This window comes from Falsiroseomonas sp. (assembly GCF_051859025.1).
In the GTDB taxonomy this organism is placed as follows: domain Bacteria; phylum Pseudomonadota; class Alphaproteobacteria; order Acetobacterales; family Acetobacteraceae; genus Falsiroseomonas.
Genome location: NZ_JBHYGL010000012.1, coordinates 238,106 through 260,675, shown reverse-complemented (window position 1 = coordinate 260,675; position 22,570 = coordinate 238,106). Strand labels below are relative to the sequence as shown.

23 protein-coding genes are annotated in these 22,570 nt (G+C 68.9%); 17 read left to right on the top strand and 6 right to left on the bottom strand.

Going from position 1 to position 22,570, the window contains the following annotated elements; genetic code table 11:
* Positions 1–31 precede the first annotated feature (31 nt).
* Positions 32–1,114 carry a ring-opening amidohydrolase gene (locus ACTIE5_RS13385; protein ID WP_439550200.1) on the bottom strand — a complete coding sequence of 361 codons (1,083 nt, stop codon included), beginning with the start codon at positions 1,112–1,114 and terminating at the stop codon, positions 32–34.
* Positions 1,115–1,161: 47 nt separating this feature from the next.
* Between ACTIE5_RS13385 and ACTIE5_RS13380 the strand changes: the two genes are divergently transcribed.
* A complete protein-coding gene (locus ACTIE5_RS13380) occupies positions 1,162–2,313 on the top strand; it encodes an FAD-dependent oxidoreductase (protein WP_439550199.1) in 1,152 nt (383 codons plus the stop codon).
* A gap of 3 nt (positions 2,314–2,316) precedes the next feature.
* On the opposite strand, the gene ACTIE5_RS13375 is transcribed toward ACTIE5_RS13380, so the two are convergent.
* The 5 genes from ACTIE5_RS13375 to ACTIE5_RS13355 all read right to left on the bottom strand — a co-directional run bounded on the left by ACTIE5_RS13375 (position 2,317) and on the right by ACTIE5_RS13355 (position 6,708).
* Positions 2,317–3,066: an ABC transporter permease gene (locus tag ACTIE5_RS13375; RefSeq protein ID WP_439550198.1), complete on the bottom strand. Its 750-nt coding sequence runs from the start codon at positions 3,064–3,066 to the stop codon at positions 2,317–2,319.
* Positions 3,063–3,833 carry an ABC transporter ATP-binding protein gene (locus tag ACTIE5_RS13370; protein WP_439550197.1) on the bottom strand — a complete coding sequence of 257 codons (771 nt, stop codon included), beginning with the start codon at positions 3,831–3,833 and terminating at the stop codon, positions 3,063–3,065. The genes ACTIE5_RS13375 and ACTIE5_RS13370 overlap by 4 nt, the downstream gene beginning before the upstream one ends.
* Entirely contained in the window at positions 3,830–4,795 is a 966-nt protein-coding gene (locus tag ACTIE5_RS13365) for an ABC transporter substrate-binding protein (RefSeq protein ID WP_439550196.1), read from the bottom strand. Before ACTIE5_RS13365 ends, ACTIE5_RS13370 begins: the two co-directional genes overlap by 4 nt.
* A 10-nt stretch (positions 4,796–4,805) precedes the next feature.
* The gene (locus ACTIE5_RS13360; RefSeq protein WP_439550195.1) at positions 4,806–5,318 is read right to left on the bottom strand and encodes a VOC family protein; all 513 of its coding nucleotides are present in this window, start codon (positions 5,316–5,318) and stop codon (positions 4,806–4,808) included.
* A gap of 106 nt (positions 5,319–5,424) precedes the next feature.
* A complete protein-coding gene (locus ACTIE5_RS13355) occupies positions 5,425–6,708 on the bottom strand; it encodes an amidohydrolase family protein (RefSeq protein WP_439550194.1) in 1,284 nt (427 codons plus the stop codon).
* Positions 6,709–6,885: 177 nt separating this feature from the next.
* On the opposite strand from ACTIE5_RS13355, the gene ACTIE5_RS13350 reads away from it, so the two are divergent.
* The 16 genes from ACTIE5_RS13350 to ACTIE5_RS13275 all read left to right on the top strand — a co-directional run bounded on the left by ACTIE5_RS13350 (position 6,886) and on the right by ACTIE5_RS13275 (position 22,522).
* Positions 6,886–7,896, top strand: a complete 1,011-nt coding sequence (locus ACTIE5_RS13350; RefSeq protein WP_439550193.1) for an ABC transporter substrate-binding protein — start codon at positions 6,886–6,888, stop codon at positions 7,894–7,896.
* Positions 7,889–8,671: an ABC transporter ATP-binding protein gene (locus ACTIE5_RS13345; RefSeq protein ID WP_439550192.1), complete on the top strand. Its 783-nt coding sequence runs from the start codon at positions 7,889–7,891 to the stop codon at positions 8,669–8,671. Before ACTIE5_RS13350 ends, ACTIE5_RS13345 begins: the two co-directional genes overlap by 8 nt.
* Entirely contained in the window at positions 8,668–9,504 is an 837-nt protein-coding gene (locus ACTIE5_RS13340; RefSeq protein WP_439550191.1) for an ABC transporter permease, read from the top strand. The genes ACTIE5_RS13345 and ACTIE5_RS13340 overlap by 4 nt, the downstream gene beginning before the upstream one ends.
* 11 nt (positions 9,505–9,515) lie before the next feature.
* The gene (locus tag ACTIE5_RS13335; protein WP_439550190.1) at positions 9,516–10,865 is read left to right on the top strand and encodes an FAD-dependent oxidoreductase; all 1,350 of its coding nucleotides are present in this window, start codon (positions 9,516–9,518) and stop codon (positions 10,863–10,865) included.
* Entirely contained in the window at positions 10,862–12,010 is a 1,149-nt protein-coding gene (locus ACTIE5_RS13330; protein WP_439550189.1) for a CaiB/BaiF CoA transferase family protein, read from the top strand. The genes ACTIE5_RS13335 and ACTIE5_RS13330 overlap by 4 nt, the downstream gene beginning before the upstream one ends.
* 2 nt (positions 12,011–12,012) lie before the next feature.
* Positions 12,013–12,783: an enoyl-CoA hydratase-related protein gene (locus ACTIE5_RS13325; RefSeq protein WP_439550188.1), complete on the top strand. Its 771-nt coding sequence runs from the start codon at positions 12,013–12,015 to the stop codon at positions 12,781–12,783.
* A gap of 7 nt (positions 12,784–12,790) precedes the next feature.
* Positions 12,791–13,693, top strand: a complete 903-nt coding sequence (locus ACTIE5_RS13320; RefSeq protein WP_439550187.1) for a LysR family transcriptional regulator — start codon at positions 12,791–12,793, stop codon at positions 13,691–13,693.
* A 24-nt stretch (positions 13,694–13,717) separates the two neighbouring features.
* Positions 13,718–14,635: a LysR family transcriptional regulator gene (locus tag ACTIE5_RS13315; RefSeq protein ID WP_439550186.1), complete on the top strand. Its 918-nt coding sequence runs from the start codon at positions 13,718–13,720 to the stop codon at positions 14,633–14,635.
* A 91-nt stretch (positions 14,636–14,726) separates the two neighbouring features.
* Entirely contained in the window at positions 14,727–15,530 is an 804-nt protein-coding gene (locus ACTIE5_RS13310) for a putative hydro-lyase (protein WP_439550185.1), read from the top strand.
* A 32-nt stretch (positions 15,531–15,562) separates the two neighbouring features.
* On the top strand, positions 15,563–16,639 hold the full coding sequence (locus ACTIE5_RS13305; RefSeq protein ID WP_439550184.1) for a TRAP transporter substrate-binding protein: 1,077 nt from the start codon (positions 15,563–15,565) through the stop codon (positions 16,637–16,639).
* Between the two features lie 2 nt (positions 16,640–16,641).
* Positions 16,642–17,289 carry a TRAP transporter small permease subunit gene (locus ACTIE5_RS13300; RefSeq protein ID WP_439550183.1) on the top strand — a complete coding sequence of 216 codons (648 nt, stop codon included), beginning with the start codon at positions 16,642–16,644 and terminating at the stop codon, positions 17,287–17,289.
* Complete coding sequence (locus tag ACTIE5_RS13295; protein ID WP_439550182.1) at positions 17,286–18,659, top strand: TRAP transporter large permease; 1,374 nt, start codon at positions 17,286–17,288, stop codon at positions 18,657–18,659. Before ACTIE5_RS13300 ends, ACTIE5_RS13295 begins: the two co-directional genes overlap by 4 nt.
* Before the next feature lie 9 nt (positions 18,660–18,668).
* Complete coding sequence (locus ACTIE5_RS13290) at positions 18,669–19,340, top strand: DUF2848 domain-containing protein (RefSeq protein WP_439550181.1); 672 nt, start codon at positions 18,669–18,671, stop codon at positions 19,338–19,340.
* Between the two features lie 119 nt (positions 19,341–19,459).
* Positions 19,460–20,191 carry a GntR family transcriptional regulator gene (locus tag ACTIE5_RS13285; protein WP_439550180.1) on the top strand — a complete coding sequence of 244 codons (732 nt, stop codon included), beginning with the start codon at positions 19,460–19,462 and terminating at the stop codon, positions 20,189–20,191.
* Between the two features lie 61 nt (positions 20,192–20,252).
* Entirely contained in the window at positions 20,253–21,137 is an 885-nt protein-coding gene (locus ACTIE5_RS13280; RefSeq protein ID WP_439550179.1) for a polysaccharide deacetylase family protein, read from the top strand.
* Entirely contained in the window at positions 21,134–22,522 is a 1,389-nt protein-coding gene (locus ACTIE5_RS13275) for an MmgE/PrpD family protein (protein ID WP_439550178.1), read from the top strand. The genes ACTIE5_RS13280 and ACTIE5_RS13275 overlap by 4 nt, the downstream gene beginning before the upstream one ends.
* Positions 22,523–22,570 lie beyond the last annotated feature (48 nt).

Genomic DNA, 22,570 nt, shown 5'->3' with positions numbered 1-22,570 from the left:
AACCGATGGGGGCCGCCGCTCGCGGTGGCCCCTATTCCCTGGCGAAGACGCAGACGAGGCCACCACCCGGCGGCCCCTGATGCTCCGCCCCGCCACTGACGAAGACCTGGCCATCCCCTGTGACGGCGGCGACGATCGCGCCCAACGCGCCGCGCAGATGCCGCTGCGCATCGATATCCGTATCGCCCAGCATGGTGTGGCGCGCGCCGCGGATATGCCCGGCCTTGTCGGGCTCCCCCTTCGCGATCACGCCCAATACGCGCGCCGGGTCCGTGACGGAGGGCGCGGCATCCAGCCCCGCCGCACGGCAGGCAGCGATGACGCCGCCGAGGTCGAGCAGGTCCCGCATCGGCGCAACCCCCGCCCTGATGCCCGGCGTCCAGCCTGCGGCGCGGCCGAAGACCACCACCTCGTTGCACACCACCTCGATGCCGGAGGAGATGCTGACGCGGTTGGAATAATGCTGCACATCCCGCAGCAGCCCGGCTTCGGTGCCGGCCTCCGGCGCGATGTCGCCGATCGCGATGCCGGCGCCGAAAGCCGCAGCCGCGCGGGACAGCGCCATCAGCACGCGCGGATCGGTGCTGCGCGCCTCCGGCCCCGGTGCCAGCGCGCAGGGCGCCTTGACCTGGACGAGCGCGACATCCTCGGCCCGCGTGATGCCTGCATCGGCCATGGCGGCGCGGACGGCGGCGGCCACGGCCTCGATCTGCGCAACGCGGCCGATCTCGCCCGCCGGTGTCAGCGGGCTGAAGGCACTGCCCAGCGCCAGGCCCGATTCGCCGCCGCGGTCGCCCGCCACGGCGAAAACCATGTAGTGAGGGGAAAGCGCGCCCTCCGTCCCGCCGGACAGCACGCAGGGTATGCGCGAGGCCAACGCTTCCGGCGCCTCACCCGTCTGCCGCGCCAGCAGCAGCATCAGCGACTGCGTGAAGAAGCCTCTGGTAAAATCGTTGAGGCCGCCATTGCCCTCCGTCTTGCCGATCACGGCGCGGACATCGCCGGCGCGAATGGTGCCGGCGGCGATCAGCCCCGCCAGCGCGGAGAGGTCGCCCGGATGGGCCATGGGGAGACGGTGGATCGAGAGGCTCGGCATCGCTAAAGCATAGGTCATGTGGCGCGGGCTTTGCAGGGCCCACGCGGAACTGGCGGACACTTTCCATGCGCATCGGCATCATCGGCACTGGCGTCGCGGGCAGCCTGCTGGCGGAGGCGCTGCTCGACGCCCCGGGCATCGAGGTGGCGGCCTTCGAACGCGTGGCGCCCGGGGATCATGCGGAAGCGGGCACGGGCCTCAACATCGGCCCGAATGCGTTGAAGGCGCTGCGCCTGCACATGCCCGCGCGCCACGCCGCGCTGCGCGAAGCGTCCCTCCCCTGGCACCGCTGGTTCGTTGATCTGACGGACGGCACCCGCCTGTTCGACCTGGACATGCTGGATGTCGCGGAGGAGCCGGGCGTGCGCATCCGCTGGTCCGAACTCTACCGCCTGCTGCGCGTGCCCGCTTCAGGCTGCACACGGAACGCGCATGTGCTGGAAGCGCTGGAAGAAGACGCCGCCGGCCGCCTGGTGCCGGTCTTCCGCACGCCGGCTGGCCTGGTCCGCGACGGCGCTTTCGACCTGCTGGTGGGTGGCGATGGACGCTACAGCCGGCTGCGCGCGCTGACGGTAGGGGAGCCGGAGAGCACGCTGCTCGGCGTCTGCATCTGGCGCCTGCTGGTGACGGATGCCGCGGATTGCCCGTATGACGATTACGGGCAGTGGTTCAACGGCAATGCGCGGCTGCTGTCCTTCCGCGTGCCCGGCGGCGCCGTCTATATCGCTGGCACCTTCCCGCTGAACGGGTCGGAGACGATCCCCGAGGGCATGAAGACCGCGGAGGCACAGCGCGCGCTGTTCACGCCGGAGGGCGGCACGCCCTGCCCGGCCGTCGAGTGGATGCTGGGCAAGATCGAACGACATCTGCCGGAAATCCACTGGGCGCGCAGTGCAACCTCCCCCGTTAAGCGGTACGCCGCCGATGGCCGGGCGCTGTTCCTGGGCGATTCCGCACAAGCCATGGTGCCCACCCTTGGCCAGGGCGCGACGCAAGCGGTGGAATGCGGCGTCGTGGCCGGCGTGGTGCTGAAGCGTGGCGGGACGGTGGCGGAGATCGCGGCGCTCCGCGACCCCCGCGTGAAATTCGTCAGCGACTTCTCCTGGGAAGCCAGCGACACGCTGGTGCCGCCCTGCGACGTGGTGGCAGGCACCCGTGCCAAGATGCAGGCGCCCTTCATGGACAAGCTGCGGCAGCTCTATCGCGACGTCGCCTAGGCGCTACCTTCCGGCCCAGTGAACGAAGCGCTTCTCGATGACCAGGAACAGCAGGTTGAGCGCATAGCCCAGCGCGCCGGCCACGAAGATGGTGCCGTACATCAGCCCGCTCTCGAACAGCATCTGCGCGTTGATGACGCGGTGGCCGAGGCCGTCGGTGGAGCCGATGAACATCTCCGCCACCACCACGATCACCAGCGCGAGCGATACGCCGGCGCGCATGCCGACCAGGATCTGGGGCAGTGCCTCCCACACCAGCACATCCGCCATGATGCGCGGGCCGGAAGCGCCCATGATCCGCGCCGCCAGCACCCGGGTGCGCCGCGCATTCATGACGCCATAGGCCGCGTTGAACAGGATGACGAGCGCCGCGCCGAAGGCCGCGACCGCGATCTTGGTGGATTCGCCGGGCCCGAACAGCACGATGAACAGCGGAAACATGGCGGAGGCTGGCGTAGAGCGGAAGAAATCCACCACGAACTCGACGCTGCGATAGACACTCTCCTTCGCCCCCAGCGCCACGCCGAGCGGCACGCCGATGGCCGTCGCGATGAGGAAGGACAGCATGGTCCGCTGCACCGTGCGCCAGGTGTCCAGCGCCAGCGTGCCGCGCGCCAGCGCCGCCCAGGTGTCGCGGAAGGCCTCGGCCGGCGGCGGCAGCAGGATGGGGTCGGCGACGCGCAGCCAGACGGCGAGTTGCCAAAGCAGGATGAAGCCGATGGCGCCGGCGATCGGCGCGGTGAAGGTCTTCATGCCGCGACCGCTGCCTGGAAGACATCAAGGCATCGCGCCTTGATGGCGACGAAATCCGGCGAGGAAAGGGCCGCCGTGCCCCTTGGCCAGGGTAGCGTCACCGGCACGTCATCCGCCACCATCGTCGGCCGCCTGGTCAGCATCAGCAGGCGATCCGCCAGCACGATCGATTCCTCCAGGTCATGGGAGACGAGCAGCGTCGTGACGCCGATCTCCTTCAGCACTTCCTGCAACAGGTCGCGCAGCGACAGCGTCGTCTCGTAGTCGAGTGCGGAGAAGGGCTCATCGAGGAACAGCACCTCCGGCTCCACCGCCAGCGCACGCATGATGGAGACCAACTGCTGCTGCCCGCCGGACAATTCGTAGGGGTAGCGGTTCAGGTCGAAGCGGACGCGGAAACTGGCAGCCAGGCGATCCACGCGGCGATCGATTTCCGCCTTCGGCAGGCGCATAAGGCGCAGGGGATAGCGGATGTTGTCGGCGGCGCGGCGCCACGGAAACAATGCCTCCCGGTAGTTCTGGAAGACGTAGCCGACGCGCACATCGGCGACGTCGCGGCCGTCATACAGGATCGTGCCGCCATCCATCGGCAGCAGCCCCGCCGCCATGTTGATCAGTGTGGATTTCCCGCAGCCATTCGGCCCGAAGATCGCGAGGATGTCGCCGCGACGCACATCCAGGTCGAAGCCCGAATAGACGGGCTGCCCGCCGAAGGCCTTGCGGAGGCCGCGGACGGAGATCGCGGTCTCCCGCGGGGGGATGCTCACAGCGCGCGGAGGAAGGATCGCACCTCGATCCGGTCGCGTACCACGCCCTGCGCCACCGCCAGGTCCACGAATTTCTGGAAATCCGCGATCTCCTCCGCCGTCATATCCTTGACCATGCGGAAATTCACCAGCGGGATGGTCGGCGCCAGTTCGGCGGAGGTCTGCATGTGCTGCACCAGCAGCGGGCGCACGGCGGTGGGGTCGGCGGCGATCAGCGCGCAGGCGCGCGCCCAGGCGGCGGCGAAGCGCTGCGCGGCGGCGGGCTTTTCCGTGATGAACTTGCCAGTCAGCGCCGCGCCCGCCGCCCAGGCCTGCGCATCGCGCCGGCCGAGGAGATGCGTCGCGATCACACCCGTCTCCAGCCGCCTTGCGGCGCCGGCGCGTTCCGCGATGGTGGCGACGGGTTCCAGCGTGTAGGCGGCATCGAAGGTGCCGGCGGCGAGCGCGCCAACATGCACGCCCATCTGCTGTTCCTGGATCGTGTAGTCCCGCCCTTCCTGCAGCCCGTTGGCCGCCAGCACGGCACGGGCGGCGGAGATATTGGCCGGCCCAGGGGCGGAGAGGATGCGCGCACCCTTCAGGTCCCGGATCGACTGCGCGGTGCTCCCGCTGCGCACCACGAACTGCTCCATCTGGTACTGCGCGTTCTGGCCGTTCAGCGCGATGTAGATGGCGGTGTTGGCGCGTCGCGCATTGATGTTGGCGCCTTCCAGCGTCACCAGGTTGGATGCGGCCTCCACATCGCCCGAGATCATGGACTGCACGATCAGCGGCGCGGCCTGCAAGGGAACGGCGCTGGCCTCGATGCCGTTGGCCGCGAAGAACCCACGCTCCACCGCGACATAATAGGGCAGCGCGGAGGAGACGTTGAACACCGCGACGCGGACGCGATCCGGCGCCTGCGCATGGGCGATGGTCGGCGCGGCCAGTGCGGCCAGCAGGAGCGGACGGCGGCTGATCATGGGCGGATCCTCACGCGAGTTTCGGATAGGTGGCGGTGTCGTGGAAATTCGTGCCGGCGACGTAGCGGCGGTGGTCGGACATGTCCGGCATCGGCCCGGTTTCCGCCTTGCCCTCGAAGGTCAGTTCCAGTTGCACCCCGGAAGGATCATGCACGAACAACTGCCAGAGGCTCGTGCCCGGCACGAGGAACTCCCGCCAATCCAGCCCCGCCGCGCGGAAGCGCGCGATGAAGGCGTGGTAGCCGTGGCAGGTGAGGGAGACATGGTCGATGGCGCCGGTGCCGACGGGCGCGCGACCCTCCGCCCCCAGCGCGGGCCCGCCGGCGTACACATGCAGGATGGCCGCGCCGCCGGGCAGCGGCACGCCGAGCCAGGCGCCGGGATAGCCGAAATCCGGCCGCTTCACCTCGAGCAATCCGATGATGCGCGTGTAGAAGGCGACGGTCTGCGCCAGATCGTTCGTCTTCACCGCGATGTGGAACAGCCCCGCGGTGATGGCCGCGCCTTCAGGCCTCATGGTCATGCGTCCTCATGCCGGCAGGACGCAGCAACCCCCGTGCCACTGCCGCGGCGCAGTTAGCGCCAGGATCGGCACACCTGGCTGCGCGCTCTGGAGGCAAGGACGCCCATCAGGCAGGCAGATCGGTCCATCCTGCGCGGCGCATCGTGGCGACCAGCGCGGCCTCCTCCTCCCGCACCAGGCGTCCATCGCGAACCAGCACGGTGCCATCCACCATCACGTCGCGCACGCTGCGCGGCGAGGCCGAATAGAGAAGGTTCGCGCCGAGGTCATGCGCGGGCGCCATCTCCAGCCGGTTCAGGTTCCAGGTGACGAGGTCCGCGCGCTTGCCGACCTCCACGCTGCCGATGACGTGGTCCATGCCGAGCACGCGGGCACCTTCCACCGTCATCATCCGAAGCATGGTGGCCACGGGCAGCGAGGTGGGATCGCCCGCGGATTGCTTGCCGACCAGCGCGGCCAGGCGCGCTTCCCAGATCATGTCCATCGCATTGTCGCTGGCCGTCCAATCCGTGCCGAGTCCGACCGGCACGCGGCCGACATAGCGATGCAGGGGGATCGTCCGCGCCTCGATCTTCAGGTTGCTGGCGGGGCAATGCGCGATGGCGATGCCATCCTCGCACCAGCCATCGATCTCCGACTCATCCAGGTAGATCGCATGCGCGGCGACCGTGCGTGAGGTTGCCAGTCCCGCACGCCTGAGGCAGGCCAGCGCACCTGAATGCCCGCGCGCGTGCACGGCCGCCACTTCCGGCGCGGATTGCGCGACATGCAGCACCACGCGGGCGTCCTCACGCTCCGCACGCCGCGCCACCTGCGCCAGCAGCGCATCCGAACAACTGTCCAGCGCATGCGGCGCGATGGCGGTCGTGATGCGGGATCGGGCGGGATCGGCGCCGAAGCGCTCCATCAGTCGGTCGGTCTCCGCCCAGGCATCCGCTTCGCGCGCATCGGTAAGCGTGCTGCCGACCACGGCGCGCATTCCCGATGCCTCGATCACCGGCGCCAAGCGATCCATGCCGGCCAACCTGTCCGCGATGCAGGTGACGCCGTTCAGCAGGAACTCCGCACAGGCGGCGCGCAGCGACAAGGCGTAGTCGCCCTCCGTGAAGCGCTCCTGCCCGGGCACGCGGTAGGCGCCGGCCCAGAACTCCCGGGGCAGATCCTCCGCCAGGCCGCGGAACAGCGCCGTCGCGGCATGGGTGTGGACGTTGACCAGGCCGGGCGTGACCAGCGCGTGGCGGCACTCGATGACGGTGTCGCCCGCCACCACTGGCAATCCGGGCGCGATGGCGGCGATGCGCCCATCCTCGATCCTGATGTCCTGGCCATGCAGGACGCGGTGCTGCGCATCCATGGTGAGGATCGCGGCGTGGGTGAGGAGGAGGGCCATGCTGCATGCGGCCATGCGGGGACTGCCGGGGTCAAGCCCGAAGCCCCGTTCGAATAATTCGCACGGCTCGACCGAAAAAATCCTGCTTTGCGCACACCCGGCACCATGCTTGCATGACAATCCTGTGCACCGCGCAGCCGAGGGGGCCAGCAGCGGCATGCATCATGGAGATTGGGCATGACGTTGGATCGCAGGACGTTGCTCAAGGCCTCGGCCGCCGCCGCGGCGGGCACCGGGATGATGGTCGATGTGGCGGAAGCCCAAGGCCGCACGGTCATCAATCTCCAGCTTGGCTGGATCACCGGCGGCAACCAGATCGGCGAGGTCTGCGCCAAGCAGATGGGTTACTACGAGGCCGAGGGCCTCGACCTGCGCATCCAGCCAGGCGGGCCGAACATCGATGGCGTTGCGGTCGTCGCGGCCGGGCGGTTCGAGATCGGGCAGGTCTCCTCCTCCCCCTCGCTGATGCTCGCATCGTCGCAGGACATTCCCGTGCGCTGCTTCGCGGCCGGTGCGCAGGTGCATCCGTTCAGCTACATCTCCCGCGCCCGCAACCCTGTGCGCCAGCCGCGTGACCTCATCGGCAAGAAGATCGGCACGCAATCCACCGCCGTGATCCTGCTGCGTGCGCTGCTGGCCAAGAACAACATCGCGGAGCGCGACGTCACCATCATCCCGATCGGCTCCGACATGGGGCCGCTGATGACGGGCCAGGTCGATGTCATCACGGGCTGGCTGACGAACACCACCGCGCTGCGCGTGGTGCAGGATCCCGTGGTGATGCGACTGTGGGATACGGGCGTCAGGCTCTACGCCCTGCCCTACTATGCCACGGCGCAGACGCTGGAACGGCGTCCGGATATGCTGGCGCGGTTCCTGCGCGCCTCCGGCCGTGGCTGGGCCTATGCCCATGCCAACCGCGCGGCGGCGGTGGACCTGCTGCTCAAGGAATTCCCCAACCTCAACCGCGCCGATGAACTGGCGGCGCTTGAAGTGATGCTGGCCTATGCCTTCGGCCCCAAGACCGCGACCGAGGGCTGGGGCACCATGGACCCCGATGTGTGGCGTGAGCAGATCGACCTCTACGCGCAGCTCGGCCAGTTCTCCCGCCGCACGCCGCGGCTGGAGGAGGTGATGACCATGGAGATCCTGCGCCTTACCAACGGCAACCGACCGCTGATTGGCTGACCGGGTGTCCGCCGCCGTCGAATGCCGGGGCGTGACGGTGCGGTTCGTCACGGACCGCCGCACCGTCACCGCGCTGCGCGATGTGAGCATGGCGGTGGAGGCCGGCGGCTTCCTCTCCCTGCTCGGCCCATCCGGCTGCGGAAAATCCACGCTGCTGCGCGTGGTGGCGGACCTCGTGAAGCCGAGCGCGGGCGATGTCTCTGTCTTCGGCATGGCGCCGGCGGCGGCGCGGGCGGCGCGGACGCTGGGCTTCGTCTTCCAGGACGCCGCGCTGCTGCCCTGGCGGACGGCGCTGCAGAATGTGGAGTTACCACTGGAAGTCGGCGGCAGGCGGGACCTGCCGAAAGGCGCGCCGACGCCGCGGGAGTTGCTGAAGCTGGTCGGGCTGGAGGGGTGGGAGAACAGCTTCCCACACGAACTCTCCGGCGGCATGCGCCAGCGCGTCTCCATCGCGCGTGCGCTGCTGGGCGGGCCGCGGCTGCTGCTGATGGATGAGCCCTTCGGCGCCCTCGATGAGATCACGCGCGACCGGCTGAACGAGGAACTGCGCCGCGTGTGGCAGGAGACGGGGACGACAATCCTCTTTGTCACGCACTCCGTCTATGAGGCCGTCTATCTCGGCGAGCAGGTGCTGGTGCTGGCCGCCAATCCCGGCCGCAACGCCGCGTTGGTTTCCGTGGACCTGCCTCGGGATCGCGACCTGTCGATCCGCGAGACGCCGGCCTTCACCACGATCGTGTCCGGCCTGCGGGATTCACTGGGGAGGGGGCATTGAGCATCACCGCCGACACCCTGCTGGACGATCCCGGGCTGAAGGAAGCCGAGGCCGCGCATGAACGCGCGCGGCGCAAGCTGGCCTGGCGGCGCCGCCTTCTTCCTGTGGCGGGCATCGCCTTCATGCTGCTGCTGTGGTGGGGCCTGGTCTATATCCTGGAAGTGCCGCCCTTCGTGGCGCCTTCGCCCGTCGCGGTCGCGACCACGCTCGTCGCGAAATGGCCGATCCTGATGGCGAACCTGGTGCCGACGGCGATCGAGGCGCTGGTCGGCTTCATACTCGGCAATATCGTCGCCATCATCATCGCCACCGTCTTCGTGCATCGGAAGACGATGGAGGAAGCCTTCTTCCCGGTCGTCGTCCTCATCAACACCATTCCCGTCGTCGCCAAGGCGCCGATCCTTGTGCTACTGCTGGGCAACGGGATGGAACCGAAGATCGCCATCGCCGCGCTGATCTGCTTCTTCCCCACACTGGTGAACATGGTGCGCGGACTGGAATCGGTTAACCCGCAGGCGATGGAGCTGATGCGCGTGCTGTCGGCCAGCGAGCGCGAGATCTTCTTCAAGCTTCGGCTGCGCAATTCGCTGCCCTACCTGTTCTCCGCACTGAAGATCGCGGCCTCCACCGCCGTGATCGGCGCCATCGTCGGCGAATGGATCGGCTCCACTACCGGCATCGGCGCGCTGATCATCCAGTCCATGTACAATTTCGACAGCGCGATGCTCTACGCCACCGTCATCGTCGGCTCCGCCTTCTCCGTGGCCTTCTTCGGCGTGATCATCGCCGTGGAACGCCTGGTGGTGCGCTGGCAGCCGGCCAACCCCGTCTAGAGGAAACAGCCATGGACACGCAGCGCGTGCAGGAGACGCCGCGGGAGGCGACCATTGTCGCGCGGTCGGATGTCGTCGTCGTGGGCGGTGGGCCGGCCGGCTTCTCGGCCGCCGTCGCGGCGCGGCGGATGGGGTGCTCCGTCACCCTCCTGGAACGCTACCCTTACCTCGGCGGCCTGGCATCCGGCGGCATGGTCCTGGTGCTGGACGACATGCACAACGGCCAGGAAGTCACCACCACCGGCATCTGCATGGAGATGATCGACCGCATGGCGCGCGTCGGCGCCTGCGTCTATCCGCCGGAAGCGGAGCGTGTGACCGACTGGGCCATGTACCGGAAATGGGCTCGCTGGGGTGTCTTCGACTTCCGCTCTCATGTCCGCCCGCACCCCATCGTCATGGCCGCGACCTTCGACCCCGATGGCTGGAAGCGCATCTCGAACGAGATGGTGGCGGAGGCCGGCGTGCAGACGCGCACGCATTCCTGGTTCTCCTCCGCCATCGTGCGGGACGGCGCCATCAAGGGCGTAATCTGCGAAACCAAGGCCGGGCGCCAGGCCATCATGGGCGATGTCGTCATCGACGCCACCGGGGACCTGGATGTGGTGGCCGCCGCGGGCGGTGACTTCACCCATGGCGCCTACATGGTCACGACGGTGTTTCGCCTCGGCGGCGTCGATACGGACGAAGCCGAGCGTGTGCAGTTCGAGGAACCGGAACGCCATGCGGCCCTCGACAAGCAGGCCAAGAAGATCATGGGCGGGTCCTGGGACTTCTGGTGGCTGAAGACGCCGCTGCCCGGCGTCGTCTGGTGCAACTGCCCGCACCTCGTTGGCTATGACGGGCTGTCGGTGGAGGACATGTCCAAGGCGGATTTCGAGGGCCGCAAGCGCATCTACGCCCTGGTGCAATATGCGCGGGACCACATGCCCGGCTTCCAGAACTGCTTCGTCATCGATGTCGCGCCGCAGCTTGGCATCCGGCAGACGCGCCTGCTGCAAGGCGAATACGTTGTGACGAAGGAGGATGTGCAGGACCGCGTCCATTTCGCCGACACCGTCGCGCGCGGACGGGACTACTACACGCCCTATCGCGCGATGCTGCCGAAGGGGCTGGATGGCGCGATCGTTGCCGGCCGGCATTACTCCGCCACGGAATCCGCGCAAAAGCAGTCGCGGGAGATTCCGCCCTGCATGGCGATGGGGCAATCCGCCGGCGTGGCCGCGGCGCTGGCGGTGCAGGGCGGCATCGCGCCGCGCGCCGTCTCCCCGGCCGCCATCTGCGCCGCGGTGCGGGCGCAGGGCGGCGATCCCGGCGACCGTCCCTCCGCCAATGCGAAGATCATGGAGACGGCAGCATGAGCACGCCCCTGCCGCTGGACGGCATTCGCGTCATCGACTTCACGCAGGTGATGATGGGGCCGGTCGCGACGCAGACGCTGGCCGATTTCGGCGCCGACGTCATCAAGATCGAACGCCCGCAGGGTGACCTCTCCCGCACCTCCTTCCCCGATCCCGCGGGCCCGCTCGGCCCGGTCTTCTGTTCGCTGAACCGCAACAAGCGCAGTGCGGTGCTGGACCTTCGCAAGCCGGAGGAACGCCAGGTGGTGCTGGACCTGGTCCGCACCGCGGATGTGGTCGTGAACAACTTCCGCGCCGGCGTGATGGAACGGCTGGGCTTCGGGTGGGAGGATCTGTCGAAGGTCAATCCGCGCATCATCTACGCCGTCGGCACGGGATTCGGCCTGGAAGGCCCCTATGCCCACAAGGGCGGGCAGGATGTGCTCGCGCAGGCGATGTCGGGCGTGATGCATCGGCGGTCCAATGCGGACCAGCCGCTCTACGTCCACGCCACCACCTTCGCGGACTACTCCGCGGGGATGCATATGGTGCAGGGCATCCTGCTGGCCATCCTTCAGCGGCAGAAGACCGGCCGCGGCCAGCGCATTGCCGTCTCGCTGCTCGATTCGATGCTGGCGGCGCAGACGCAGGAAGGCGCTGCCCATCTGATGCGCGGCAAGGAGATCAACTGGGGCGCCATGCCGCTTTCCGGCGTCTTCGAGACGAGCGATGGCGCGCTGGTGATGGTGGGCGCCTTCAAGGCCGACCCGCTCGGCGACATCTCGACCGCGCTGGAGATCGAGCATCTCGGCCGCGATCCGCGCTTCGCGAGTTTCGATGACCAGGTCGCCAACAAGCCTGCGCTCCAGGCCATCTTCAGGGACCGCTTCAAGTCGAACACCACCGCCTATTGGCTCGCGCGCCTCGAAGCGCAGGACCTGCTCTGCGCGCCGGTGCGCAGCCTGGCGGAGGCGCTGGAGGATGAGCAGGCGCGGATCAACGACATGATCCTGGAAGGCCCGGGCGAGATCGAACCCATGCGCCTAGTCGGCTCCCCCATCCACATGTCGGACGCGAAGGTGACGCTGCGCATCCCGCCCGCCAGGCTCGGCAAGCATACGGATGAGGTGAAGGCCGAAGTAGCCCAGGGCGTCGCCGCGGAATGAGCGTGATCTTCGACGTCGCGGACCATATCGCCCGCGTCACGCTCAACCGACCGGAAGCGATGAACGCGGTGGATCGCGCGACGGAGGCCGAACTCCAGCGCATCTGGACCGAGATCGAGACCCGCCGCGACATCCGCGCCGTGGTGCTGACCGGTGCCGGCACGCGCGCCTTCTGCGCCGGAGCCGACGTGAAGGGCGGCGATGGTGTCACGGGCCTTGAATACTGGGCCGCGCCCAGGCCTGGCGGCTTCGGCGGCATCGCGCTGCGCACCACGCTCGATGTCCCCGTCATCGCCCGCGTCAACGGCCATGCGCTGGGCGGCGGGTTCGAGATGCTGCTGGGCTGCGACCTGATTGTCGCGGCCGAGAGTGCGACCATGGGCCTGCCGGAACCGCGCCTTGGCCGTCTGCCGCTGGATGGCGGCATGGCGCTGCTGCAACGCCAGATCCCGCACCGCATGGCGATGGGCATGATGCTGACGGGGCGCCGCATCACCGCCGCCGAAGCCCTCGCCTTCCACCTGGTGAATGAGGTCGTGCCCCAGGATGGGCTGGATGCCGCGGTGGATCGCTGGCTGGAAGGCATCCTGGCCTGCGCGCCGCTCTCAGTCCGTGCCATCAAGCAGAGCGTCCGCCGCACCGCGCATCTGACCGCGCAGGAAGCCCAGGCGGCACGCCTGCCTGCGCTGATCGAGGCGTTGCAATCGAAGGATCAGGATGAGGGCGTGAAGGCCTTCATGGAAAAGCGCAAGCCGGTCTGGTCAGGCGCCTGACCGCACCGTGCACGCCGCGGCACTCAACTACTTCCGGGAGACGGCGAAGCGCGGCTCGATACGTCGCGCCGCCGCCGCCCTCAACGTCTCCGCCAGCGCCCTCAACCGCCAGATCCTGAACCTGGAGGAGGAACTCGGCACCGCGCTGTTCGACCGCCTGCCCGGTGGCATGCGGCTGACGGCGGCGGGGGAATTGCTGCTGCAGCATGTCGTCGGCACGCTGGTGGAATTCGATCGCGTCCGATCGCGCATCGACGATCTGCGCGCCGCCCGCACCGGGCATGTCGGCATCACGGCGGTGGACAGCCTGCTGGTGGATTTCCTGCCCCGCGCGCTGGACCGCTTCCGCGCCGATTTCCCCGCCGTGACCTACGCGCTGGACGCCGCCAACCCCGCCGATGTCCCGCGCCTGGTGGCGGATGGCAGCTACGACCTCGGCTTCACCTTCGTCGGCCCCACGCCGCCGTCGCTGCGGTTCGAACATGAAGTGCCCGCCCCCATCGGCGTCGTCATGCCGTCCGACCACCCGCTGCGGCAGAAGCGGGAGGTGAGCTTCGAGGATGTGGCCCCCTATCCCTTCCTCGCCCAGGCCGGCCCCCTGCCCCGCTCCGCCGATGTCGATGCCGGCTTCGCGCGCTTCCGGTCCGGGCTGCGGCCGCGCCTGGTCTCCAATTCCATCCAGGCGCTCAAGACCGCCATCCGCCTCAACATGGGCATCGCCTTCTTCACGCGCCTCGGCTTCCTGGAGGAGATCGAGCGGGGCGAGGTCGCCTGGCGCCCCTTCGACAGCCCCGCCATCAACGCGCTGCGGATCGGCCTGCTGGCGCCCGCCAACCGCCCCGCCACCGCGCCCGCCCGGCAATTGGCGGCGCGGCTGGTGGAGGAGATGGGGCGTCTCGACTCGGCCTGAGCGACGACGCAGGCTGCGCCCCGCATGGCCGATCTCCGCAGCCTCGAGATCTTCTTCTGGGTTGCCCGCCTGCGTTCCTTCCGGGGCGCGGCGGATCGCCTGAACACGACCCAGCCCGCCGTGTCCCAGCGCATCGCGGCGCTCGAGGCCGAACTCGGCGTGCGGCTGCTGGAACGCGGCGGTCGCACCACACCTGCCGGCACGGGACGAGGCGTCGTGACCACCGCGCAGGGCCGCCGCCTGCTGGATTATGCGGAGCGCATGTTGCGCCTGCGGACGGAGATGCTGGAAGCGGTCGCCGGTCCCGGCGCGGTCGGCGGCGTGCTGCGACTCGGCGTGGCGGAGACCATCGTCCACACCTGGCTGGCCCGCTTCATCGAACGCGCGCACGCCCTCTATCCCGCCGTCACGCTCGACATCGAGGTGGATGTCACCCACGCCCTTCGCGGTGCCCTGGCCAGCCACGCCATCGACCTGGCCTTCCTGATGGGACCGCTGGTGGAAGCCGAGATGGCGAACCTGCCGTTGTGCCGCTATCCCCTCGCCTTCGCCGCCAGCCCGAAGCTGGGCCTGCCGGCGGAGCCGCTGGACCGGGATGCCGTGCTGGCGCTGCCGATCATCACCTATCCCCGCAGCACGGCGCCCACCATCGCGCTGTCCGCCGCGCTGCGCAGCGCGGATGGCCCGGCGCCGCGCGTCTTCGGCAATGCGTCGCTGGCCACCATCGTGCGGATGACGCTGGACGGCATCGGGCTCTCCGTCATTCCACCCGCGGTAGTGGCGCGGGAGTTGGCCGAGGGGACGCTTCGCCTGGTGGAGACGACCCTGGCGCCGCCTGAACTCGCCTTCACCGCCTCCTGGCCCTCTGGCCCCGATGACGCGCTGGCGCGCCGCCTGGCGGAACTGGCGGTGGAGGTCGCGACGGAGGCCGGGCACCGATAAGCGCAGGTGATCGGAAAACATTCGGATTCACGATTGGCGCCTATCGCAAGGACCGGCATGATTTGTCCGGACAGCTTCCCGAGGAGCCCCGATGCCGGACCAATCGCCGCCCATGATGCCGCTGGATGCCGTGGGCGTCCGACATGCGGCGCGCGCGGGGCGGCTGGCCGGGCATACCTCCTCCCTCGCGCCCGGCTTCGTGCAGGGGAACCTCGCCATCCTGCCGGCGGCGCTGGCCGGCGATTTCCTCCGATTCTGCCAGCGCAACCCGAAACCCTGCCCGGTGCTGGGCATGAGCGAACCGGGCAGCCCGCACATCCCGGAACTCGGGCGCGACCTCGACCTTCGGACCGACCTGCCGCGCTACCGCGTCTGGCGGCAGGGCGAATTGGTGGAGGAGCCCACTTCCATCGACCATGTCTGGCGGGACGATTTGGTCGCCTTCGTCCTCGGCTGCTCCTTCACCTTCGAACACGCGTTGATGGAGGACGGCATCCCGCTGCGGCATGTGGAGCAGGGCCGCAACGTCGCGATGTGGCGCACCAGCATCGCCTGCGCGCCGGCGGGCCCCTTCGCCGGGCCGATGGTCGTCTCCATGCGGCCCTTCGCGCCGGCCGATGCGATCCGCGCCATCCAGATCACCACCCGCTTCCCAGGCGTGCATGGCGCACCCGTGCATATCGGCCACCCCCGCCTCATCGGCATCAGGGATCTCTCGCGCCCCGACTATGGCGACGCCATCGAGGTCGATGACGACGAGATCCCGGTCTTCTGGGCCTGCGGCGTCACGCCCCAGGCCGTGATCGCCGCGGCGAGACCCGACTTCGCCATCACCCACGCGCCCGGCGCCATGCTGGTGACGGACCTCCGCAACAGCAGCCTCGCCGTGCTGTAGTGCCCACCATCGACAGGGAGAACAGGAATATCATGACCAGCATCGTCCAGATGGGCCGCGCCGCGCTTGGCGCCGCGCTCGCCATCGGCCTTTCGGCCGGCGCCGCGTTGGCGCAGGGGCCGCAAGTCAACATTCAGGCCGTGACTCAGCCCACGCCCGCCATCCCGCAATACACGCGCGTCGACATCCCGCTGCTGCGCGATGGCCTGGCCGCCGCCAGCAATGGCCGCATCCGCGTGAACCTGGCCGCCTGGCCGGAGCGCAACCTGAACGGGCCGGAGATCATCCGCCTCGTCCGTTCCGGCCAGGTCGAGATCGGCGCCGTGCCGCTCAACACCGTCGCCGGCGATGTGCCGCTGCTGGACATGGTCGACCTCGCCGGCCTCAACCCCACCATCGGCCAGGCACGCCAGGTGGCCGAAGCCCTGATGCCGGAGGTGAATCGCGGCCTGGAACGCTTCGGCGTCCGCATCATCGCCATGGCGCCCTATCCCGCGCAGGTGCTGTTCTGCCGTGAGCGTGCCAATTCGCTGGCCGATCTGCGCGGCCGCCGCATCCGCACCGGTGGCGGCAGCATCAACGACTTCGTCGCCGCCGTCGGTGGCCAGGCCGTCGGCATCGGCTTCCCGGAAGTCTATGCGGCGCTGGAACGCGGCGTGGCGGATTGCGCCATCACCGGCACCGGTTCGGGCAATGGTGCCCGCTGGTACGAAGTAACGACGCATATGTATGCGCTGCCCGTCGCCTGGTCGACCTATGGCTACTTCATCAACCTCGCCTGGTGGAACCGCCTGGACGCGCCGGCCCGCGACCTCATCACCAGCACCTTCGCGAAGATCCAGGACGAGCAGTGGAAGCTCGGCGACGCGGCATCCGAGGACGGCATCGCCTGCAATATCGGCGATCGCGCCAACTGCTCCATCGGCCGCCTGGTGGAGAATCGGCCGATGACCGTCTCCCGCCCCACGCCCGCGGATCTTGAGACGCTGCGCGGCATCCTGGCGAACAACGTGCTGCCCGCCTTCGTCCGCCGCTGCGGCGCCGGTTGCGGTGAGACCTACAACCGCATCGTCGCGCCGATTTCCGGCACGCGCTTCGAGGCGCGCTGAGCATGTCGCGGCCCGCACCTCTCATCCCGCGGGCCGCTGGCGGCCTGCTGCGGGCCGCGACCGGCCTGCGCCGCGCGGTCGGCTTCCTTGGCCATGGCATGGGGCTCGTCGCCGGCTGGGGCTTCGTGCTCTGCGCCTTCTTCATCACCTTCGATGTGCTGGCGCGGTCGATCTTCCGCGTCAGCACGCAATCCACGACCGAGATCACCGGCTACATGCTGGCCTTCGGTCTATCCTGGGGCCTGGCGCATACGCTGACGCAACGGTCCCATGTGCGGATCGACATGCTGGTGAACCGCCTGCCCCAGCGCATCCGCATCTGGCTGCACCTGCTGTCGCTGCTGCTGCTGGGCATCTTCATGGCCTTCATCGCCCAGGGCGCCTGGGATCTGGTGGATGAAAGCCTGCTGTTCAACGCCACCGACATCAGCCTGCTGCGGACGCCACTCGCCATCCCGCAGGGGCTGTGGGCGGCGGGCATGATCATGTTCCTGCTGCTGATCGTCTGCATGCTGGTGGAGAATCTCCTGCTGGCCATCCTGGGCGACGCGAAGCAGGTGGAGCGCAACCTCTCCTCCCGCGGCTATGACGAGGAGGCGCAGGAGGCGCTTGAGGCACTGGGCGTCACGACGCTGGGGACGAAGTCATGATCGCCATCGTCTTCATCCTGGTGATGCTCGCCGTTTTCCTCGGCCTGTCGCTGACCGGCAGCGGGGGCGGCGTCGATATCCCCATGGGCGCGGTGCTGCTGCTGCTCGGCGTCTTTGGCGGCTTCTTCGCGGCGGGCATCTATGTCGGCGCGGCGCTCGGCGTGCTCGGCCTGCTGGCGGGCTTCGCCTTCTCCGATCGTCCCTTCTGGAACTTCCTGGGCCAGACGGCCTGGGGCCCCTCCTCCTCCTTCGTCCTGGTGGCGGTGCCGCTGTTCCTGCTGATGGGGGAGATCCTGCTGCGGGCCGGCTTGTCCGAACGGCTGTACCGCGCGCTGAACCTCTGGCTGAACCGGATGCCGGGGGGCCTGCTCCATACCAACATCGTGGCGTCCGGCGTCTTCTCCGCCATCTCGGGCTCCTCGGTCGCCACGGCGGCGACGATGGGATCGGTCGCCATGCCCTTCTTCAGGGGTCGCGGCTACGACCCGAAGATGGTGATGGGCAGCCTGGCCGCCGGCGGCGCGCTCGGCAACCTGATCCCGCCCGGCATCACCTTCATCATCTACGCGCTGATCACGGAAACCTCCGTCGGCGCGCTGTACCTGGCGGCGGTCGGCCCCTCCATCCTGGTGATGGGGCTGTTCATCGCGGTGATCCTGCTGAAGAAGAACGCCGCGCCGCCGCCCGGCCCCGTGATCCCGTTGGGCGAGAAGATTCGCGGCCTGGTGGGCCTTATTCCCACCATCGCGCTCATCCTCATCGTCCTTGGCACCATCTATGCGGGGCTCGCCACGCCAACGGAATCCGCCGCGCTTGGCGTGGTGGCCGCCATCGGCATCGCGGTCGTCGAACGCCGCTTCTCCTTCCGCATGCTGCATGCCAGCGCGGAGGCGACGGCGCGCAACACGGCGATGATCGGCCTCATCCTGCTCGGCGCCTATGTGCTGAACTACGTCATCACCATGCTGGGCGTGCCGCAGATGATGGCGGGCCTCGTCTCCGCCCTGCCGCTGCCGCCCTGGGCGATCATGGCGCTCATCATCGGCTTCTACCTGGCGCTCGGGACCTTCATGGAGGGCTTCTCCATGATCATCACCACCATCCCCGTCATCTTCCCTGTGGTGACGGCGCTCGGCTACGATCCGATCTGGTTCGGCGTCGTCGTCACCATGCTGGTGGAAATCGCCCTTATCAGCCCGCCCGACGGCACGGTGCTCTACGTGCTGCAGGGCCTTCGCAAGGATGGCGGCGCCATCGGCGATGTCTTCGCCGGCGTGCTGCCCTTCGTCGCCGTCTACATCCTGGCCATCGTGCTGATGATGATCGTGCCCGACATCGCGCTGTGGCTGCCGCGCGCGGTCGGGCCTTGAGGAATGCGCATGCTCACCTTCGACTGCATCGCCACGGCCGGCATGGATCGTGTGGCGGTGGAGGTCACGAGCCTCGTCATCGCCGGCTGGGCCGGGCGTGATGAAGCCGCGGTGCGTCACCATATCGAGGAACTTGCCGCGATCGGTGTCCCGCCTCCCTCCTCCGTCCCCGTCTACTACCGCGCCGCCGCCGCCAACCTGACCCAGGCCCCGACGCTCGAGGTGCTGGGCCCGGACAGTTCCGGAGAGGTTGAGCCGATCCTGCTCTCCCTCGCGGATGGCCTCTGGCTCGGCATCGGGTCGGACCACACCGATCGCAAGGCGGAGGCCGCGGGGATCGCCCTGTCGAAGCAACTCTGCGGCAAGCCGGTCGGCACCACGCTCTGGCGGTTCGAGGAGGTGGAAGCCCATTGGGATGCGCTGGACATGCGCGCCACCGCCACCATCGATGGCGAGGAGACGCTCTACCAGCAGGGCCGCCTGGTCGCGCTCCGCCACCCGCGGGACCTGATGGCCCGCGGCCCGGCGCTGCCGCCTGGCAGCCTCATGTTCTGCGGGACGCTCGGTGCCATCGGCGGCATCCGCCCTTCCAGCCGCTTCGCGATGGAACTGCACGACCCCGTGCTCGGCCGCACGCTGCGCCACGAATACGGCATCCATGTCCTGCCCGTGGTGTCCTGATGACGCGGACGTTGTCCGGACAAAGCTGAAGGGCTAGCCTTCCGCTACAGGGGGAGGACACGGCAGCATGAGGGGCAGGCGCGCTGGCGAAGGCGTTTCGGGCATGGGGCCTTCGTTGCGTGGCTGACCGTGTCGCATTGCCGCTCTATGCCCGGATCGAAGCGCAACTGCGCGAAGCCATCGCCGGCGGCGAATACGCGGTCGGCACGCTGCTGCCGACCGAGGCCGAGCTCTGCGAAACGCTCCGTGTGTCGCGCCACACCATTCGCGAAGCGCTGCGCCGCCTGGTCGAATCCGGGCTGGTCGAGCGCCGTCAGGGCGCCGGCACCATGGTCGTGGCCCGCGAAGCGCCCAGCGGCACCGTGCAATCCATGCGCAGCATCGAGGCGCTGTTCCAATACGCAGCGGACACGCGCCTCGATATCCGCAGCCGCCGCATGGCGCCACTGACGCCGGAGGATGCCGCCGCCGTGCCGGCCCACGCCGGGGAGCAGTGGCTGACGCTGGAGGGGCTTCGCATCGGCCAGGACGGCGCGCCGATCGCGACCGCCGATGTGCTGATCCACCCCCGCTTCGCCACCATCGCGAACGCCCTGCCGGAACGCGGTGCCATCTACGCCATGATCGAAAGCCGCTTCGGGGTGGAGGTCGCGGAGGTGGTGCAGGAGATCACCGCCGCCCCCATGCCCGCCGCCGTCGCCGCCGCGCTCGGGCGCAAGCCGCGCGCCGTCGGCATGCGCTTCCTCCGCCGCTACCTCGGCACCGATGGCGCGACGCTCCTGCTCTCCCGCTCCTGGCATCCGGCGGAGCGCTTCACCTATGCGATGCGGCTGCGCCGGGGCGAAGGCTGAGGGGCTTTTGCCCGCCGCAAGCCGGGTCTAGGATTTGTCCGGACAACAGCAGGTAGCCCGGATGCCCACCTCTCCCTGGCCGCAGGATTCCCGCCTCGCCCTCTCGATCGTCGTGAATGTCGAGGAAGGCGCCGAGATGTCGGTGCGCGATGGCGACAAGGGGCCGGAACCCGTCGATGAACTGGGCGTGCATCTGAAGGTGCCGATCCGAAATTTTGCGAACGAATCCAACTACCTCTACGGCATCCGCGCGGGCTGGCCGCGCGTCGCGGCGCAGCTCGCAAAGCACAAGGTGAAAGCCACCTTCACCGCCGCCGCCATGGCGCTGGAACGGGCGCCGGAAATCGGCCGGGCCATCGCGGAAGGCGGGCATGAGGCCTGCAGCCATGGCTGGCGCTGGGTCCACCAATTCTCCTACGACGAGGCGCGGGAACGCGATTTCGTGCGCAAGGCCGTGAGTTCCATCCAGGCCACCGCAGGACACCGGCCGGTGGGCTGGCTGTCCCGATACCTGCATTCGCCTCGGCTGCGCACCACGCTGGCGGAGGAAGGCTTCCTCTACCACATGGACGATTTCTCCGACGACGAGCCGCGCTGGGATGTGGTGGAGACGAAGGACGGCCCGCGCGCCATCGTCATCATGCCCTACGCGCTCGACAGCAACGACATGAAGTTCTGGCTCGCGCCGGGCTACACGCCGCAGCAATGGCTGGACTACGCGGTGGAAACCTTCGACGTGCTCTACGACGAAGGCGCCAGCGCCACGCGGATGATGTCGCTCGGCGTGCATCTGCGCATCATCGGCCGCCCCGGGCGCATCGGCGCCTTCGGCAAGTTTCTCCAGCACGCCAACAGCAAGCCTGGCGTCTGGATGGCGACGCGCGCCGAGATCGCCCGCGCCTTCGCCACCACCACCCCCCCGCCCGCGGAGCCCGCTGCACGATGAGCACGCCATACGACATCGCCGCCGCCTTCGCCGCCCATGCGGTGCGGGTGCGGCACGCCGATCTCTCGCCGGGCGCGATCCGCGCGGGCAAGACCTTCCTGCTGGACACGCTCGGCGTCGGTATCGCCGGCAGCAGCGGCGCCAATGTGCACACGGTTCAGGAACTAGCGGAGCGCTGGGGCACGGGCGATGAGGCGACGGCCTGGCTGACGGGCCAGCGGATGTCGGCCGGCTCCGCAGCCATCGTCAATGCCTACCTCATCCACTGCCTCGAATTCGACTGCGTGCATGAAGGCGCCGTCGTGCACCCCATGGCGACGCTGCTCTCCGCCTTGTTCGCGTGGTGCGAACGGGAATCCGCGAAAGGCCGGCCGGTTTCCGGCGACCGTTTCCTGGCGGCCATGGCCGTCGGCGTGGATATCGCGGGGCTGCTCGGCGTCGCGACCGATTCCGCGCTGCGCTTCTTCCGCCCCGCCACCGCCGGCGGCTTCGGCGCCGTCGCCGCCATCGCCAACCTGGCTCGCTTCGACGAGGCGACGACGCGCAGCGCCTTCGGCCACATGTACGGCCAGACCAGCGGCACGCTGCAGCCGCATCTAGAAGGCTCGCCGCTGCTCGGCCTGCAGATTGGCTTCAACGCCCGCGGCGCGATCGAGGCCTGCGACCTGGCGGCCGCCGGCATGGGCGGGCCACTCGACGTCTTCACCGGCCGCTACGGCTACTTCACGCTGATCGAGGAGAACGTGCATCCCGATCGCGTGGAGAAGGCGCTGGGGCGCGAGTGGCAGATCGAGAAGCTGTCCCACAAGCCCTTCCCCTCCGGCCGCCTCACCCATGGTGTCGTGCACGCGCTGCGCGACCTGATGCGGGACGAAGGCTTCGCGCCGGATGATGTCGCGGAGATCACCTGTCGCGTACCGCCACTGGTGCGACGCCTCGTGGGACGACCCGACATCCCCGATCCAGCCTCGAACTATGCGAAGCTGTGCCTGCCCTTCGTCGCCGGCGTCTTCCTGGCCAAGGGGCGCTGCGACGTGCCGGATTTCCGCGGTGAGGCGCTGCGCGATCCGCGCGTCCACGCCTTCGCATCCCGCGTCCGGATCGAACCGGATGGCAACACGAACGAGAACGCGCTGGACCCGCAGGAGATCATCGTCACCCTCGCCTCCGGCACGCGCCATGTGAAGCGCCTGCCCCATACCTACGGCCATCCCGCCGTGCCGCTGAGCGCCGAGGAGAACGAAGAGAAATTCTTCCGCTGCTGCGGCCATGCCGTGCCGCCGGTACCGACGGCGCGCGCCACCAGCATCCGTGACCTGGTGGCGGGGATCGAGACACTGGCCGATGTCGCGGTGCTTTCCGCCACCACAGGCGGAAATGATTGACGCAGGAGCGCCGGGAGCGTATTTGTCCGGACAAATTTTACGGGAGCA

Coding starts and splice junctions, on each gene's coding strand:
- ACTIE5_RS13385 (WP_439550200.1), bottom strand. CDS start 1,114: ATGACCTATGCTTTAGCGATGCCGAGCCTCTCGATCCACCGTCTCCCC.
- ACTIE5_RS13380 (WP_439550199.1), top strand. CDS start 1,162: ATGCGCATCGGCATCATCGGCACTGGCGTCGCGGGCAGCCTGCTGGCG.
- ACTIE5_RS13375 (WP_439550198.1), bottom strand. CDS start 3,066: ATGAAGACCTTCACCGCGCCGATCGCCGGCGCCATCGGCTTCATCCTG.
- ACTIE5_RS13365 (WP_439550196.1), bottom strand. CDS start 4,795: ATGATCAGCCGCCGTCCGCTCCTGCTGGCCGCACTGGCCGCGCCGACC.
- ACTIE5_RS13360 (WP_439550195.1), bottom strand. CDS start 5,318: ATGACCATGAGGCCTGAAGGCGCGGCCATCACCGCGGGGCTGTTCCAC.
- ACTIE5_RS13355 (WP_439550194.1), bottom strand. CDS start 6,708: ATGGCCCTCCTCCTCACCCACGCCGCGATCCTCACCATGGATGCGCAG.
- ACTIE5_RS13350 (WP_439550193.1), top strand. CDS start 6,886: ATGACGTTGGATCGCAGGACGTTGCTCAAGGCCTCGGCCGCCGCCGCG.
- ACTIE5_RS13335 (WP_439550190.1), top strand. CDS start 9,516: ATGGACACGCAGCGCGTGCAGGAGACGCCGCGGGAGGCGACCATTGTC.
- ACTIE5_RS13330 (WP_439550189.1), top strand. CDS start 10,862: ATGAGCACGCCCCTGCCGCTGGACGGCATTCGCGTCATCGACTTCACG.
- ACTIE5_RS13315 (WP_439550186.1), top strand. CDS start 13,718: ATGGCCGATCTCCGCAGCCTCGAGATCTTCTTCTGGGTTGCCCGCCTG.
- ACTIE5_RS13310 (WP_439550185.1), top strand. CDS start 14,727: ATGCCGGACCAATCGCCGCCCATGATGCCGCTGGATGCCGTGGGCGTC.
- ACTIE5_RS13305 (WP_439550184.1), top strand. CDS start 15,563: ATGACCAGCATCGTCCAGATGGGCCGCGCCGCGCTTGGCGCCGCGCTC.
- ACTIE5_RS13300 (WP_439550183.1), top strand. CDS start 16,642: ATGTCGCGGCCCGCACCTCTCATCCCGCGGGCCGCTGGCGGCCTGCTG.
- ACTIE5_RS13295 (WP_439550182.1), top strand. CDS start 17,286: ATGATCGCCATCGTCTTCATCCTGGTGATGCTCGCCGTTTTCCTCGGC.
- ACTIE5_RS13290 (WP_439550181.1), top strand. CDS start 18,669: ATGCTCACCTTCGACTGCATCGCCACGGCCGGCATGGATCGTGTGGCG.
- ACTIE5_RS13280 (WP_439550179.1), top strand. CDS start 20,253: ATGCCCACCTCTCCCTGGCCGCAGGATTCCCGCCTCGCCCTCTCGATC.
- ACTIE5_RS13275 (WP_439550178.1), top strand. CDS start 21,134: ATGAGCACGCCATACGACATCGCCGCCGCCTTCGCCGCCCATGCGGTG.